Source organism: Ketobacter alkanivorans, assembly GCF_002863865.1.
GTDB lineage: Bacteria > Pseudomonadota > Gammaproteobacteria > Pseudomonadales > Ketobacteraceae > Ketobacter > Ketobacter alkanivorans.
In genome coordinates, this window is sequence record NZ_CP022684.1 from 668,162 (window position 1) to 683,138 (window position 14,977).

Sequence of the window (14,977 nt, forward strand, 5' to 3'; positions counted from 1 at the left end):
AGGGAAACACCATGTCCACAGAACTCATAGCAATTTTGTCCGTGCTTGGCGGTGCCGGGTTAATCGGGTTGTTCTATATCAGTCACAGCATCGAGAAGCAGCGACGGCAACGGGCACTTATGATTGCCAATCTCTCCGATTACGCGTTTCGCCTGCAACGCCTGCTGGATTCTATTCCACCGGCATACCTGGGCAAAGATATACAGCTGGTTTTGCTAGGGCAGATAAAGAAGCGCATGGAGAAACTGAAACAGCTTGCGCCAAACAACGACAAGTTCCGCAAGAAACTGGATTCCACCAACGAGCAAATCGCCGAAATCAGCGCCGCCACCACCAAGCAAGCCAAACCACAGCTTAAAAACCCCGAAGAAGCCAACCAAATACGCGTGCTGCTGCAGGAACTCAGCAAGGTGATCGAAGGATACACCCAGAACAAAGTGCTGACCGTTGATGAGGCTCGTAAACATCTCACCTTTATTCAGGCCAGCTTCATCGACGCCAACCTGAACTTTTTGCTACAAGTCGCCGAAAGCGCCCGCCAAGAGAAGAAGACCAAAGTCGCCATACTCAATTATGAGAAAGCGTTGGCCGAAATGAAGAAACGCAATAAGAAAGGTGAGCATAACGAGCGCATAGAGCAGATCAACGCCATTATCAACGAGCTGAAACTAGAGTCAGGCCAAACGGTTCAAACCTCTTCAGACGCGGACAACGAACTGGATCAAGCCATGAACGAGCTGATTGAAGAGGAAGACGCCTGGAAGAAGAAGTACTTCTGAGCGGATTGAATGCCGGGTTTGGCATTAACCCAACCAATCAGGATTCGTCCAGCAGAAGCCTCAACTCATCCTTCAGCTCAATCAGTTTTTCAGGTGCCACAGCACTGCTGCACAGCACCTGCAAAGGTACATGGCGGGTACGCTCTTTTAACTGAATGCCATCAAGCGATAACCTGATCAGTACTTCACGCTCATCATGCTTGGCTCTTTCCCTGTGCAACAATCCGTTGCCCTCCAGCCGTTTAAGCAATGGGGTCAAAGTACCGCTATCAAGCATCAGACGTTCACCAATAAACTTTAACGTCACCCCCTGCGGCCGCTCTGGATCAGGCAGCGCCTCCCACAACACCAGCATAACCAGATATTGCGGATAGGTGAGCCCAAGCTGATCCAGTAACGGTCGATACTGGGCGATGATTTTGCGGGATAACGCGTACAGCACAAAACAGAACTGATTATCCAGCTTGAGCGCATCATCACCGTCATAAAGCGGTATCACGGCAGGCCTCCGGGTCAGGCCAGCAGCTTGCGAATTTCAGATTCGATTTTCGCAGGCGTATCCTTAGGCGCGAAACGCTTCACCACCTTGCCATTCTGATCCACCAGGAATTTGGTGAAGTTCCATTTTATCGCCTCTGTTCCCAGCAACCCTGGAGCCTGCGCTTTCAAGTGCTTGAACAAGGGGTGTGCATCATCTCCGTTCACGTCCACTTTTTCGAACATATTGAAGGAAACCCCGTAATTCAGCTCACAGAACTCGTTGATCTGATCATTACTGCCTGGATCCTGTTTGCCAAACTGGTTACATGGGAACCCAAGAATCTCCAAGCCCTTATCCTTATAGCTCTCATAGAGCTTTTCCAGGCCTTTAAACTGCGGCGTAAAACCACATTTGCTGGCGGTATTGACTACCAACAATACTTTACCTTTGAATTCAGCCAGAGGCCTTTCTTTGCCTTGAATAGTAACGGCGTTGAAGTCATAAACATTGGTCATTGCTGTCCTCCAGTTCACGGGGTTTGGGATGTCGAATGCGACGTTAGGGAGCTTATGGGAAAACTACATTGTGCACAATTATATTTTGCATAATTCTAATAATATTTGGCGTGGATAAAGACCCACTTTTCCACAATATCTGTGGATAACTCTGTTGATACATTATGTAAAAATTCGTAAAGCACACACAGAGCGGTTTCCCCAACAAGTTGATCATTTTTTATACAGTCATAATCCATCCATATTTCAGCAACTTATATGACAATCGTACCATGACGGCAGCCTCCACGTTTTACGAGCCTCACAGAGATAGCAGACACTAACTGTGTACAAAATAATTACCGACAAAAAGCAAGCATTTAAGTGATCGATGAATAGTTTAATCGATTAAATCTAGATGGGCGCCCGTTAACAATTTGTGGTTATAACGAGCGCCCCTTAGGGAAAAGGGTTGTTAATAACTATTCTTGACCATTATCACGGAACTGCAACGAGGCTGAATTAATGCAGTAACGTAGGCCTGTCGGCGGCGGCCCGTCGGGGAACACATGGCCCAAATGGGCATCACAGGCGGCACACACCACTTCAGTACGAATCATGCCGTGGCTGCTATCGCGATGCTCAGCCACAGCGGCATCATTGACCGGCTTGAAAAAGCTGGGCCAGCCGGAGCCGGAATCGTATTTGGTTTCGGAAACAAACAAGGGTGCATCACAACAGGCGCAGTGATACTGCCCTACTGCTTTGTGATCCCAGTATTTACCAGTAAAAGCAGGCTCTGTTCCTGCCAGTCTGCAGACGGCGAACGCCTCTTCCGACAGGGTTTGCTTCCATTCATCCTGGCTTTTTTCAACGCGTTTTCCCACCGTAACCACCTCACACTCAAAGTACATTAAAAACAATCGGTTTTCGTATACACTTACCGGTCTTTGTAAGCTTGCTATGCTTGCATACTATGAACCTTTTTAATTGTTAAGAACATAGAGGCCCGTTTGGGGTAAGAGTTGTCTATATGAAGCCAGTGTTGAAGTCCAATAAACTGCATAATGTGTGCTACGACATTCGGGGGCCGGTGTTGGAAGAAGCCCGTCGCCTGGAAGAGGAAGGTCACCGCGTACTCAAACTCAATATTGGCAACCCCGCACCGTTTGGCTTGATGGCACCGGAAGAAATCATCCAGGACGTGATTTATCAATTGCCGGACGGCTCCGGATACAGTGATTCCAAAGGCCTGTTTTCCGGGCGCAAAGCCGTTATGCAGTATTACCAGAAGCGCGGCATCGAGGAAGTTCAGATTGATGACATTTATCTGGGCAATGGTGTCAGTGAATTGATCGTGATGTCGATGCAGGCGCTGCTCAATAACGGCGATGAAGTACTGATCCCTGCACCTGACTACCCACTGTGGACAGCCTCCGTGTGTCTGTCAGGGGGCAAAGCCGTGCATTATCTGTGCGATGAGCAGTCTGAATGGTATCCCGATATCGAGGACATGCGCAGCAAGATCACGGATCGAACCCGTGCCATGGTTATCATCAATCCCAACAACCCCACCGGCGCGGTGTATCCCAAAGAGGTGTTGGAGGCGATGCTGCAGGTGGCTCGAGAGCATAAGCTTATCGTGTTCTCCGACGAGATCTATGACAAGATTCTGTACGATGATGCCGAGCACGTATGCACAGCGTCACTGGCTGATGATCTGGTATTCATCACCTTTAATGGTTTGTCCAAAACCTACCGCATAGCCGGTTATCGGGCCGGCTGGATGGTGGTAAGTGGTAACAAGTTTGCAGCCAAAGACTATCTGGAAGGCATAACGATGCTGGCGTCCATGCGTCTGTGTGCCAATGTACCGGGGCAATTGGCCATTCAAACCGCACTGGGGGGCTACCAAAGCATCAACGAGCTGATCGCACCTACTGGCCGCCTGTACCGCCAACGGGAACTGGCTCACCGTATGCTGTGCGATATCCCCGGGATCAGCTGTGTTAAACCCAAAGGCGCCATGTATATGTTTCCGCGCCTGGATCCAAAAGTGTATCCCATCAAGAACGATCAACAGCTGGTATTAGATCTGCTGATTCAGGAAAAAATCCTGGTGGTACAGGGAACGGGGTTTAACTGGCCTAACCCCGATCACCTGCGCCTGGTGTTCCTGCCACGGGAAGAAGACCTTCATACCGCTCTGACCAAGATGGCTGAGTTTTTCGAGCGGCTCAGAAAAGATCTATAGTTGCATAAGATCCAGAGACAGTAGCCATGGCAGATTTGAACATACTGGATTTCTACAAGGATACGGCGCTCATCCTTATGAGCCTGCAACGGGTGTTCCCCCGCAAAATGGATCTTTTTGTTGAAGATCTGATCGGCCCGGATCAAGTGGATGAGTTCGGTTTGCATACCAAACGCCACGAAGCCTGTTTTGGTGCCATGCTGTGGCTGGCTGAGGAAGGTTATCTACGGTACGGCGCCACCGTGCGCCAGGAAGGCGTTGATCAGTCACATCTCACAGCGAAAGGCTTGATCAAGCTCTCGGCCATCGTCCACGACGCACTGACCGACGCCAAACTGGATGACGTTCCTTCCTTCGAGGCACAGGAACGTCTTACCATGATTGAGCATATGCGCCGCGCGATTGCATCCCAATCGTCAGAGCAACTGACTCAGGTAATGCGCGCATTCTACAACGAATGACAGATGACCGGCTGCGATCGCCCTTTGACCTGGCTGAGCCCCATCTGGGTGGTGCGCTCAGCCAGATCGTTCGGTAGCCGGGCTTTCACATCATCGCTGATCAAAATCGTTGTGGTGAATTCCTTGTTAAGATGTTCCAGCCGCGCCGCCACGTTGACGGTATCGCCTATTACTGCGTATTTCATCCGGGTTTTTGAACCCAGGTTACCGGCCACCACGGCACCGGTGTGCAGACCGATCCTGAACTCGATCTTATCGACACCCAGCGCTTCCCAACGCTGTGCCAAACCATCGGCCTGCCATTGTTTATTAAGTGCGTCCAGCCCCTCGCGCATGGCCAATGCACAGCGGGTGCCTTTTTCAGCGTGATCCGGCGAAGCCTGAGGTGCGCCAAACACCGCAAGAATGCCATCGCCCAAAAACTCGATAACGCAGCCTTTATGCTGATCAATAATGCTGTTCATTACGCCCAGATATTCGTTGAGCATGGACACCATCTGCAATGGCGACAGGCGCTCACTGATGGTGGTGTAATCCTTCAGATCACAAAACAGCACCGTGACGACAACTTCCTCGCCCCCCAAATCAATTTTGTGCTCCTGGGCCAGCACGGAGCGGGCCACATCCTCACTGAGATAGCGACCAAACAGGTCACGTAAGGTTTGGCGTTCTTTCAGTTCGTCGGCCATTTTGTCGAAATACTTGCCGAGCAGCCCGAACTCATCGCCCCGGCTCATGTGCATGCGCACATCGAGGTTTCCTTGTGCCACTGCACCGGTGCCCTGAATGAGCCGCCCAAGGGGCTCGCGAATACTACGGGAAACAAACCATGACACGAACGCAATCACCAGAAAGGACAATACAAAGATGACAACAGAAATCATCATCACCCGCTGTTCAACCATACCCAGGCGCTCAGCTTTGACATCCACCCCCACCAAGCCGACGGTCTGTCCAGCATTGGTCTTCAAGGGCGCATAAGCCGACAGCGTATAACCAAACTCGTCACGATAAGGCGTATTTTCTACCGCCGGCCGGGAGAAGCCTTTCAACAGTATGGGGGTATCTTCCGCAGAGTAATACTGCCCCGGCTGACCCACCATCTGACCTTTGGCAAAGTCTACAAAGAAATAAAGATCTGCTGGTACGTTGGATGGCCGTAACAAATAAATGGAATCAATATCGCGATCCCGCTCTGCCATGGCCTTGAACTGCTCATAAATCTCTTGATGAAACGGCGTAAGTTCAGTGGCTTGAAGTGGGTAGGTGGCGACTTTGTCTGCATCAATGGTGGCTGCCAAACTGGTGGATAGGGTCAACAGACGCTGCTGCAGCGACTCAACTTCGGATGACGACCAGAGGCTGTAAAATAGATAGACAAGCAGGGCCAGCGTAAGAATCACCACACTGCCGTAAAGCATGGTTAAGCGCACATGGAAGCGATGGAAGGAACGAATCTCACTGATGGGATCCAGGCTCAAGGCGGGTGCGATTAAAACCTCACCCGGCCGTTCCTGCAGTAAAACGGGCGCCTCGGTAGCTGACCAAACTTTGGTCTGATTTACTTGTTTTTGTTCGCTCATGGCGCTCCATTCTTTTACGGTTTTGTCGCTTTTGGCCCTGCTAAAAATACAATAGCATTAACTCAGCAGCTTCAAGCCTACCGGTAAGGCTTCACCAAACACTCGTTTATTTTCCATATCATCCAGCGCGAGTTTCTGTTCCACCATAGCCTGCCATAGCTCCGGGGCTTTTGTAGCCCTCAGTTTTTCTACAATGGCCATGCGGGTGGTTTCTGGCAAATCCCTCACCCTGTCACCTGTCACACGAGCAATCATTACGGCCGCAAAGGCGGCATTTTGATTCTTTTTCCAATCCTGACGGGTGATCAGATCAAGCCAGGATTCCGTCTTTTGGGGCTCTATAACCGTCTCCACACCACTGTGAAACGGTTCCCGTGAGGCAATACGCCCCAGCGCCCACCAGCTGGTCTGGGTTTCACTGGCTTTCTCCAGGCGCTTGGCAAACCAGTTGGCCAGCTCTACTTTGGTGGTTGTAGGCAACCCCTCTAGGGACGCTGCCAAACGTACCATATCTTCATAGGCTTTGTTCTTGATCTCGGTTTTAATTTTGAGATTTCGAGCAGAAGCCGGGTTTATAAATTTACTGATGTCTTTGTAAAGTTTCAGTTGGGCGCTCTGATCTAACCCACCAGCGGCGCGACGCCAAAAAGTCCACCAATCAGCCCAAGACTGATTCTCTTTATCAAACTGTAGCCCTTGCTGATACAGAGTCCAGGCCTGTTGGATGCGCCAATCGTCTGCCGGATACCCAAAACCCGGTCGCAAGCAGAAACCCGCCAGGTTAAACCACAGCCGCTCGTGAGCCTGAGAGCGCCGACGTTTTTTGCGGCGCTGCCACAATTCATCAAACAACGACCGTGCCAGGGCGGTATCCCAATCCTCTCGCGGCCCTAACAATTTTTCAAGGGACTGACGCAGTTGTTTCACGGCATTCTTGTCGGCATCCTTATCATTGGCACCGTATACCGCCTCAATAGCATCGACCGCATCTGCGTACCGAGCTGGCAGACTGTGACCGGGGTGGCGGCTCTGCAAATCCTTACGCAGCTGAAACTCAACCTTCCAACGCTGCTGCGGACTGGCCACGGCATGGCACTGAATATCCAGAGTTCCCACTTCCGTAAGATGGGTCACCAAGCTGACTTCGACCTCTTTACGCTCATCACTTGCATCAAGTGCTGCCACCAAAGGAGGCAACGGCTGAAAGCGTTCGCCCTCTTCATCCAGCTCGACCACCTGACCGGCTGTAAAATCATCATCGCCGGAGCTGGCCACCAGGGAAAACTGCACCGGTTGATTTACCTGCAACGCAAAGCGCTGATCAAGCAAAGGCACTGCGACACCCTCTTCACTGCCTTTGGGTAGAATACAGACTCCTTGAGGCGCACCACCTTGTGTATTTACTGTTAGAAAATAGGAACGGGCTGAGCCACCCCCGATACGCATCTGATTGGTATGGCGTGCCAACGCGAACGACACCGCGCCAAAAGCCACCGCCAGATGTGGATCACGATTTTCCAGCACAGTAACCGGTGCTCCGCGCCACTGACTCAGCAAAGCCTGGGCCCGTTCAGACAGTAGTGCACTGTTGAACACGCCTCCATTCATCAATACCGCATCAGGGATAGCCACTGCAGGTTCTGCCTGGTTAAGGGCTTTGCGACAACCTGTTTGATGTTGAGTTAAAAACTGGGAGATATATTTGCTTACCGCAGGGTCCGGTGCGTAGGGTAAGCCGAACTCCACAATTGCGCTGCTGCGTTTGACCGGTAAATCGCCAAACGCCACCAAAGGGAAAAACCCATCCAGCGCCAGCTCGCGCACTTCCTGCTGACTGAATTCGGCACTTTTGGAGCCGCCAATCAAGCGGGAACCACCCCCCAGCAATGTGACCTTGGCTGAAGCGGGTGCCTGCTCACTCAATAGGATCTCTTTGGCGATGCGGCTTTGCTGAATCAGCTGACTGAGGCTGGCGGCAGTAAGCGCCTTGCCGTTTTGACTGATGCGCTGTTCAGCAATTCGGGCTAACGCCAGATCCACGTTATCGCCGCCCAGCATCCAGTGGTCACCTACGGCAATTCGGTTGAGTTTCAGTTCGCTTTGACCGCTATCGACCTGTATCAGGCTGAGGTCGGTGGTGCCGCCACCTACGTCCACCACTAGCAGTAACTGCATACGCTTCAGGGCATCCTGGGCAGACTCACCCTGGCGAAAGTACCAGTCGTAACATACCGCTTGGGGCTCTTCCAGCAGGGTTATCTGCGGTAAACCTGCCAGCTCAGCGGCCTGCAGGGTCAGGGCGCGGGCAGCCTCATCAAAGGAAGCCGGTACGGTAATAACAATTTCCTGATGCTCAAGCGGGGCCTCAGGGTGCTCGTGATTCCAAGCGCACTTGATGTGTAAAAGGTAGGACGCAGAAGCCACCACCGGCGACACCTTTTCCACGTCTTCTGCTGCCGCCCAGGGCAAGATAGCCCCAGATCGATCCACTCGGCCGTGGGATAACCAGCTTTTGGCGCTGGCAATCTGTCGACCTTCCACTTTGCTACCCAGCTCGCGAGCGTATTCGCCCACCAGATAGGCAACGTCGTCCCCCGCTATTCGTTGCTGGGGCCAGGGCAGTACCAGTTGTTCCTGAGGCAGCTCAGCGGCGGCCGGGTGATAGCGAAAAGACGGCAGCATAGGCCTTTTTGCCACTTCACCGGGGCCCACCAGCTGCTCGATTTCGAACAGCTTTGGGGTAGCCTGAGTGGCCCCGCTGCTGAGTTCTGCATACGCAACGACGGTGTGGGTGGTGCCCAGGTCGATACCTACCAGGAAACTGCCTTTCACGTTGGTGCTTTTCACTATGCGTTATCCCGCACTTCAAACTCCACCTGCCAACGCTGCTCTCCATCACGGGGAATCGCTTCCAGGCACAACGTACCCAGCTCACTTACCCGTGCAGCCAGGCGAACCGCTACGACTTCGCCGGGTTGACGACCCTCAACGGGCAAAGAGGCCTGAATCGGCGGCAGCTCTTCCAACTCGGAGTCGTTCCAATGATCCAACAGCACGCCAGCGCTGTCATCCCGACGCACGGTGGAACCGAAAAAGCTAAAGTAAACCGGCTCCCCCACCACCAGACCAAACTCCTGCGAACTGGGTTCGGTGTGTGTCCCCTCCTCCATACCAAAAGGTGCTACACACAAAGCCTGAATCGGTGGCGGCATGCCAGGCACTGCGGGCATGGCGCTTTCTATACCCACGTAATAAGCACTGGCCAGACCACCCCGAATACGCACCCCGTGGCCCTGTCTTACGTAACCGTAATAGGCCGCCCCGCTGGCCACCGCCAGATCGAGATCGGCGCCGTCGAGCAAACGGGCAGGCTCAGCGCCTTCCTGTTGCAACCAGCCGTTAATCACTGACAGCAAACGCTGGGACAGCTTAGGTGCTTTCAACACGCCGCCGTTGAGCAAAATGGCCGTGGGCTTAATGAATGTTTGCGCACTGCCGAAAAAGTCCTGGGCGGCATTGGACTGGCGGCAAAGAAACGCGGCCAAATGGCGGGTAATACCGGCGTCCTGCGCGTAGGGCAAACCCATCCGGGTTAGCGCTCCACGGGGCATTTGTCGTGGATGCTGGTGAACCTCGGTCACAGGAAAGAAGCCATCGACCAGTGTCTGCTCCACTTCCTCCCGAGTCAGTTCTGTGCGTAGGGTGCTGCCCAGCATCTTGGAGCCCCTACTGGGCACCACCAAGGGCACGGATTGCACATCCGCCTCGCCCAACAACGCTTCTTTGGCATCTCGGCAACCGTGGGTAAGCGCCTGAAGTTGCCAGGGTTGCAGGGATTTTCCCTCTGCCTCCAGCTTGGCTTTAACCCGATAGGCTAACGCCAGATCCATATTGTCGCCTCCCAGCAGGATATGGTCTCCCACTGCGACACGATTCAAAACCAGATTTCCTTGCTCTTCGGTCACGGCCACCAGCGAAAGATCCGTGGTGCCGCCGCCGACGTCCACCACCAGCACAATGTCACCCACTTTGACCTGCTCGCGCCAGGCATCACCGCTGTTTTTTAGCCAACTGTACAGGGCCGCCTGAGGCTCCTCCAGCAAGGTTAATCGCTGCAAACCGACCGCGCGCGCGGCCTCTGCGGTCAGGTCACGGGCCGCAGGGTCAAACGAGGCCGGCACGGTTAGGGTAATATCCTGTTGCTCCAGTGGATGCTGAGGGAAGCGCTGATTCCACGCGGACTGCAAATGGGCAAGGTAGGCGGCTGATGCTGCCAGCGGCGAGGTCTTTACTACCTCCTCCGGTGCATCCAGAGGCAGAAAGTCAGAACGACGATCCACGCCCCCATGACACAACCAGCTTTTGGCACTGGCAACCAATCGCAGCGGCGTTTTGGCACCCAGATAGCGCGCTCCGTAACCGACGATCTGTGTACCGCTTTGCCCCCAGGGCAACGACAGCTCTGTAGCAGACACTTCGGCTGCGTGGGCCTGATACATAAACGAAGGCAACTGATTTCGGGCTTCCACTACGCCGGGTTGGGTCAGCTGATCAATCGCCAACACCTGCTGTTCGGGTGAGTCCCCATCGGCGGCCAAATCAACAAACGACAACACGCTGTTGGTGGTACCCAGGTCGATGCCCACGCTGTACCGTGCACCGTCACTCATAGCTCTACCTCAGCCGGTGCAATGATGCGGGGGTCATGCCCCTGGGCCAGTTTGGGCAACTCCGACTTAAGCGCACGCCAGCCCCGATGCACCAGAACGCCGTTAAATGGTGGCTCACCAACCACATTGCCGGTAACACGATTTTCTGCGGGGTTAAAACCTGCCTCCAGCGTCACTCGGCTTTCTTCATCTTCACTGCGCACTGGCTCCAGCACAAAATACTGATCCAGCAACTTTTTGCTGCCCTCATGCACCACGCGGGATACAGCTCCGATCTCCGCATCACTGAAACCGGTCAAATCCTCATTCAGAAAATCAATAAAACGCGCCTCCTGCTGCAGCAAACCCAACAATTGCAACGCAGACTCAGGATCCTTGGATTTCAGCGTGGGCTGTGGCTCAGGTTGCGGGCTCTGTGCAGGTTTATGCTCTGAAGCTACCACTGCTTCAGGCTCAGACACAGCCACTTTCTTGCCAGACCCACGGATCACAGCAACCACTAGCAGTATCAGCGCCACTGCGCCCAGAATCAGGTGCAAAACATCAATGGTGGCTGGCATTACAGGATTGAACTCCATAATTTTCACTCTCGGTCATTAAGTAAACGCACCGTACTGACTACGGCCATGAGAAATGCCGCGCAGTTTACCATCTTGCCAGCCAGGATAAAGACCACATTAATTTCGTCTTTTATGTTTAACAAAATAATGACATGATATGTCGGAATCTTTTGGATAATGAACAGTCCAAGGCTCAGTTGATTCAAGATATCAAACACTTGAAATTAACCGATCCGGCCCAATGTAGGGCATGTTCGAAACTGATTTCTTATTATAGTGAGGTTAAAAGTCAGCCATGATGCGCATATTGTTGTTCCTTGGTACGAACCTGGCCGTGCTTGCCGTCGCCAGTATTACCTTAAGCCTGTTAGGGGTACCTGGTTACCTGCAACAGAGTGGTACAAACCTGGATCTGCAATCACTGCTTATTTTCTGTGCAGTTTTCGGCTTTGGTGGATCATTTGTTTCCCTGTTCTTGTCCAAGCGTATGGCCAAGTGGAGTTCACGGGCTCAGGTAATCACCCAGCCCCGTAACCAAGCCGAACAGTGGCTGCTTGAAACGGTTAACGATCTGTCCACCAAGGCTGGCATCAAAATGCCGGAAGTGGCGATCTTCCCATCCCAGGTGTCCAACGCATTCGCTACCGGCTGGAACAAAAATGCCGCCCTGGTAGCGGTAAGTGAAGGCCTGCTGCGCCGCTTTGACCGTGAAGAAGTCCGGGCTGTGCTGGCCCACGAAATTGGCCACGTGGCCAATGGCGATATGGTGACCTTGTCGCTGATCCAGGGTGTAATGAACACTTTCGTCATGTTCTTTGCCCGCATTGCTGCTTTTATAATCGACCAGTTCTTCCGCAACAATGAAGGCGAAGGCGGCTTGGGTATGTTTGGCCATATGGCCGTGGTGTTCCTGTTCGATATGATCTTTGGGGTACTGGCCAGCATCGTGGTCATGAAATTCTCCCGCTGGAGAGAGTTCCGCGCCGATGAAGCCGGTGCTGACCTGGCCGGCAGAGGTGCAATGATCCGCGCCCTGCAGCGCCTGAAAGCAGAGATGGAAATGCCCAACGACCTGCCTGATACCATGGTGGCCTTCGGTATTCGTAATTCCAAGATGGCATCACTGTTCTCCTCCCACCCACCGCTGGATGCCCGTATCGCTGCACTCAGCAATCGGTAATGTGCACGCCCTGACAAAGCCCGCCCCTCGCGGGCTTTGTTTTAGCGCAACTCCACTAGAGCACAATCCGTGAAACAACTCTTCGAGCGCATTCACCACCACCTGATTCCGCCCGGCGACGCCAGAGAATCCCCTCTCGACATCACAGATCACGCCCATCAACATCAAAAGCACAGTTTTGGTGTGCATGTGGTAACCCTCAGCCTAACCAAATCCGCAGATACGCTGGCAGATGTCAAACTGATCCTGCCCTGGCTGCTGGGATCATTAGGTGCCCCTGCCGCATTCATTGGCTGGCTGGTGCCGTTAAGGGAATCCCTGTCGCTGCTGCCGCAACTGTTTATTTCTGCCTGGACCCAGCAATACCCGCGCCGCAAATTCCTGTGGTGCATTGGCAGCTTCCTCAGCGGGCTGTGTATGGTGGCCATGGGCGCAATGCCATTGTTGGGTTTTAAAGGTGAATCCGCAGGGTTGGCAATATTGATTCTGTTAGCGCTATCCAGTCTGGCACGCTGCCTGTGCTCCATCGTCATCAAAGATGTGAAGGGCAAGACCATCGACAAGCAACTGCGGGGCCGTGTTGGTGGCTATGCTACCTCTGTGGCCGGTGTGGTGGGGATCGCCTTTGCCCTGGGGCTGATGTTCAATTGGTTGGGAGATGCCAATATCCAGGCGCTCGCGGTGTTGCTGATTCTGGCTGGCATTGCATGGCTGCTGGCCACCCTCTGCTACCTCTGGGTACCGGAGCTGCCGGATACTGATCGAACTGTTCTGCCCCAGAGCATTCGCGGCAGTCTGAGTCCATTCCAAGCGCTGCTGCAAGATCGCCATTTCATCCATTTTCTCATCACGCGCACGCTCTTTATCAGCACTGCGCTGGTGGCACCATTCTATGTGATTCTTGCAAACCGCTATAGTGCCGGTGATCTCACCGCCCTCGGCACCCTGTTATTGCTGACCGGTATGGCCAACCTTATCAGCGGCAGTGTCTGGGGCAAATTATCGGATCGCTCCAGCCGCTGGACACTGGTTCTGGCCGGTAGCATATGCGGGCTGCTATCACTTTTGGTCTGCGCCGGGCTTTACTGGCAACTGGCCTTTGCCACATCTGAATGGTGGTATGGCGCAGTCATCTTCACGTTGTATATTGGCCACGCTGGCGTGAGACTGGGAAGATCCACCTACCTGGTGGACATGGCCAATGCCGAAAACCGCGCCAATATGGTCGCGCTCTGCAACACACTCATTGGCATCGTATTACTGCTGGTTGGATCGGCCTTTGCGTTAATAAGTCGATCCAGTGTTGAAATGGCGATTATAGCCCTCGGCTCCACCTCGCTACTGGCCGCTGTCATGGCTTGGAAACTGCCGGAAGTGACCCATCAGCCCTCCACGGGATACAACACTGCATCCTCATAACCTGTGATAACCGGCATATACCCGTTGAGTTGCTGGTTCAGCTCCGCATCCCAGGTATCCACCAGCAGTGGTCGGCCTGCCATCTCTTTAAGTTTGGTTTTAGTGGCCACAATGGTGATCTGCTGGCGCCCCACTTTACGAATAACCAAGGGGCTGATCTGATGATTACCACGCCCGAAAATATGACCCTGACCGCCAATCAACGTCACGATAATGCGAGCAGGATACTGGTTCAACCAATGCAGAATATCCTGCTCTGTGGCATCCAACTGCACAATTTCGTGATTCAGCATCAAATCCACACCCAACAGAGTCTTCTCCAGGCCCAATTCATCTGTAATTGCACGGGTAGTGGTGCCCGGGCCTAGGATATAGAGCCAGTCATCCTCTAAATCATCAATGATGTGAGCCGCCATTTCCTGCAACGCGATGGCCTCCACTTCCTTACCGCCACATTTTACATGCTGCAGATAACGCTCCTCCGCAGGCACCAGTAGCTCACCAAAGTGGCTGGCACGCACCTGCCCATGACGAAAGGCTTCCTCATCGATGTCCCGCACCTCCATCTGGGCCACACTGACCAGCTCACCCTGAATCATCTTAATGACAATCTCTGCAGCCCCTTTGGCATGTACCGCGTAAACGCCGGAATGAATTTTCACCCCGGCAGGCACCCCTAGCACCGGTATGGTGGTGCCCACCGCGCGATGAATATCTCGGGCTGTGCCATCCCCGCCTGCAAATACAATCAGATCCACTCCTCGTTGCTGTAAGGCACGGGCAGATTCCCGCGTATCGGCGGCTGCGGTCACATCCTGGCACTGCCCACACACTGTATGAGCAAAACCCGCTTCCTGCAGGCTGTCTTCCCCCATAGCACCGCCCCAGCAGAACCACTGGATGTAGTGCGCATAGGGTTTCAGCTCCTGCAGGAAAATACCCACCCTTTGCAACGCCCGGGGAATAGCGCCCCGATGCAACGCTTCGTCCACGATGGCCTCGCCGTCGCTGCCTTTCAGGCCCACAGCGCCACCGATTCCCGCCATGGGATTTATAATCAGACCGATTTTGATCCGGTTCATAGCAATCTTGACTG

13 protein-coding genes are annotated in these 14,977 nt (G+C 53.4%); 5 read left to right on the forward strand and 8 right to left on the reverse strand.

The window, feature by feature from the left end:
- Positions 1-11 precede the first annotated feature (11 nt).
- Positions 12-779 carry a hypothetical protein gene (locus tag Kalk_RS02635; protein WP_101892727.1) on the forward strand — a complete coding sequence of 256 codons (768 nt, stop codon included), beginning with the start codon at positions 12-14 and terminating at the stop codon, positions 777-779.
- A gap of 37 nt (positions 780-816) precedes the next feature.
- On the opposite strand, the gene Kalk_RS02640 is transcribed toward Kalk_RS02635, so the two are convergent.
- The 3 genes from Kalk_RS02640 to msrB all read right to left on the reverse strand — a co-directional run bounded on the left by Kalk_RS02640 (position 817) and on the right by msrB (position 2,641).
- Positions 817-1,278: a MarR family winged helix-turn-helix transcriptional regulator gene (locus tag Kalk_RS02640; protein WP_199767998.1), complete on the reverse strand. Its 462-nt coding sequence runs from the start codon at positions 1,276-1,278 to the stop codon at positions 817-819.
- A 14-nt stretch (positions 1,279-1,292) separates the two neighbouring features.
- Positions 1,293-1,775, reverse strand: coding sequence for a glutathione peroxidase (locus Kalk_RS02645; protein WP_101892728.1), 483 nt, complete (start codon positions 1,773-1,775; stop codon positions 1,293-1,295).
- A gap of 461 nt (positions 1,776-2,236) precedes the next feature.
- A complete protein-coding gene (gene msrB / locus Kalk_RS02650; RefSeq protein ID WP_101896186.1) occupies positions 2,237-2,641 on the reverse strand; it encodes a peptide-methionine (R)-S-oxide reductase MsrB in 405 nt (134 codons plus the stop codon).
- Positions 2,642-2,787: 146 nt separating this feature from the next.
- Between msrB and Kalk_RS02655 the strand changes: the two genes are divergently transcribed.
- Positions 2,788-4,008: a pyridoxal phosphate-dependent aminotransferase gene (locus tag Kalk_RS02655; RefSeq protein WP_101892729.1), complete on the forward strand. Its 1,221-nt coding sequence runs from the start codon at positions 2,788-2,790 to the stop codon at positions 4,006-4,008.
- A 26-nt stretch (positions 4,009-4,034) separates the two neighbouring features.
- Positions 4,035-4,469 carry a hypothetical protein gene (locus Kalk_RS02660; protein ID WP_101892730.1) on the forward strand — a complete coding sequence of 145 codons (435 nt, stop codon included), beginning with the start codon at positions 4,035-4,037 and terminating at the stop codon, positions 4,467-4,469.
- Here Kalk_RS02660 and Kalk_RS02665 read toward each other — a convergent pair.
- Genes Kalk_RS02665 through Kalk_RS02680 form a run of 4 tightly spaced genes read right to left on the reverse strand, consistent with a single transcriptional unit; the run spans position 4,457 to position 11,300 of the window.
- Positions 4,457-6,052 (reverse strand): adenylate/guanylate cyclase domain-containing protein, encoded by a 1,596-nt coding sequence (locus Kalk_RS02665; protein WP_101892731.1) that lies wholly within the window; start codon positions 6,050-6,052, stop codon positions 4,457-4,459. The two genes, Kalk_RS02660 and Kalk_RS02665, sit on opposite strands and share 13 nt — an antisense overlap.
- A gap of 57 nt (positions 6,053-6,109) precedes the next feature.
- Positions 6,110-8,899, reverse strand: a complete 2,790-nt coding sequence (locus tag Kalk_RS02670) for an Hsp70 family protein (RefSeq protein ID WP_101892732.1) — start codon at positions 8,897-8,899, stop codon at positions 6,110-6,112.
- The gene (locus Kalk_RS02675) at positions 8,899-10,722 is read right to left on the reverse strand and encodes an Hsp70 family protein (protein ID WP_101892733.1); all 1,824 of its coding nucleotides are present in this window, start codon (positions 10,720-10,722) and stop codon (positions 8,899-8,901) included. The genes Kalk_RS02670 and Kalk_RS02675 overlap by 1 nt, the downstream gene beginning before the upstream one ends.
- The gene (locus Kalk_RS02680) at positions 10,719-11,300 is read right to left on the reverse strand and encodes a DUF2760 domain-containing protein (protein WP_101896187.1); all 582 of its coding nucleotides are present in this window, start codon (positions 11,298-11,300) and stop codon (positions 10,719-10,721) included. Before Kalk_RS02680 ends, Kalk_RS02675 begins: the two co-directional genes overlap by 4 nt.
- 277 nt (positions 11,301-11,577) lie before the next feature.
- On the opposite strand from Kalk_RS02680, the gene htpX reads away from it, so the two are divergent.
- Positions 11,578-12,462: a protease HtpX gene (gene htpX, locus Kalk_RS02690; RefSeq protein WP_101892735.1), complete on the forward strand. Its 885-nt coding sequence runs from the start codon at positions 11,578-11,580 to the stop codon at positions 12,460-12,462.
- Between the two features lie 69 nt (positions 12,463-12,531).
- Complete coding sequence (locus tag Kalk_RS02695) at positions 12,532-13,881, forward strand: MFS transporter (protein WP_101892736.1); 1,350 nt, start codon at positions 12,532-12,534, stop codon at positions 13,879-13,881.
- Here Kalk_RS02695 and Kalk_RS02700 read toward each other — a convergent pair.
- Positions 13,845-14,963, reverse strand: a complete 1,119-nt coding sequence (locus Kalk_RS02700) for an ATP-NAD kinase family protein (RefSeq protein ID WP_101892737.1) — start codon at positions 14,961-14,963, stop codon at positions 13,845-13,847. The two genes, Kalk_RS02695 and Kalk_RS02700, sit on opposite strands and share 37 nt — an antisense overlap.
- Between the last annotated feature and the right edge of the window lie 14 nt (positions 14,964-14,977).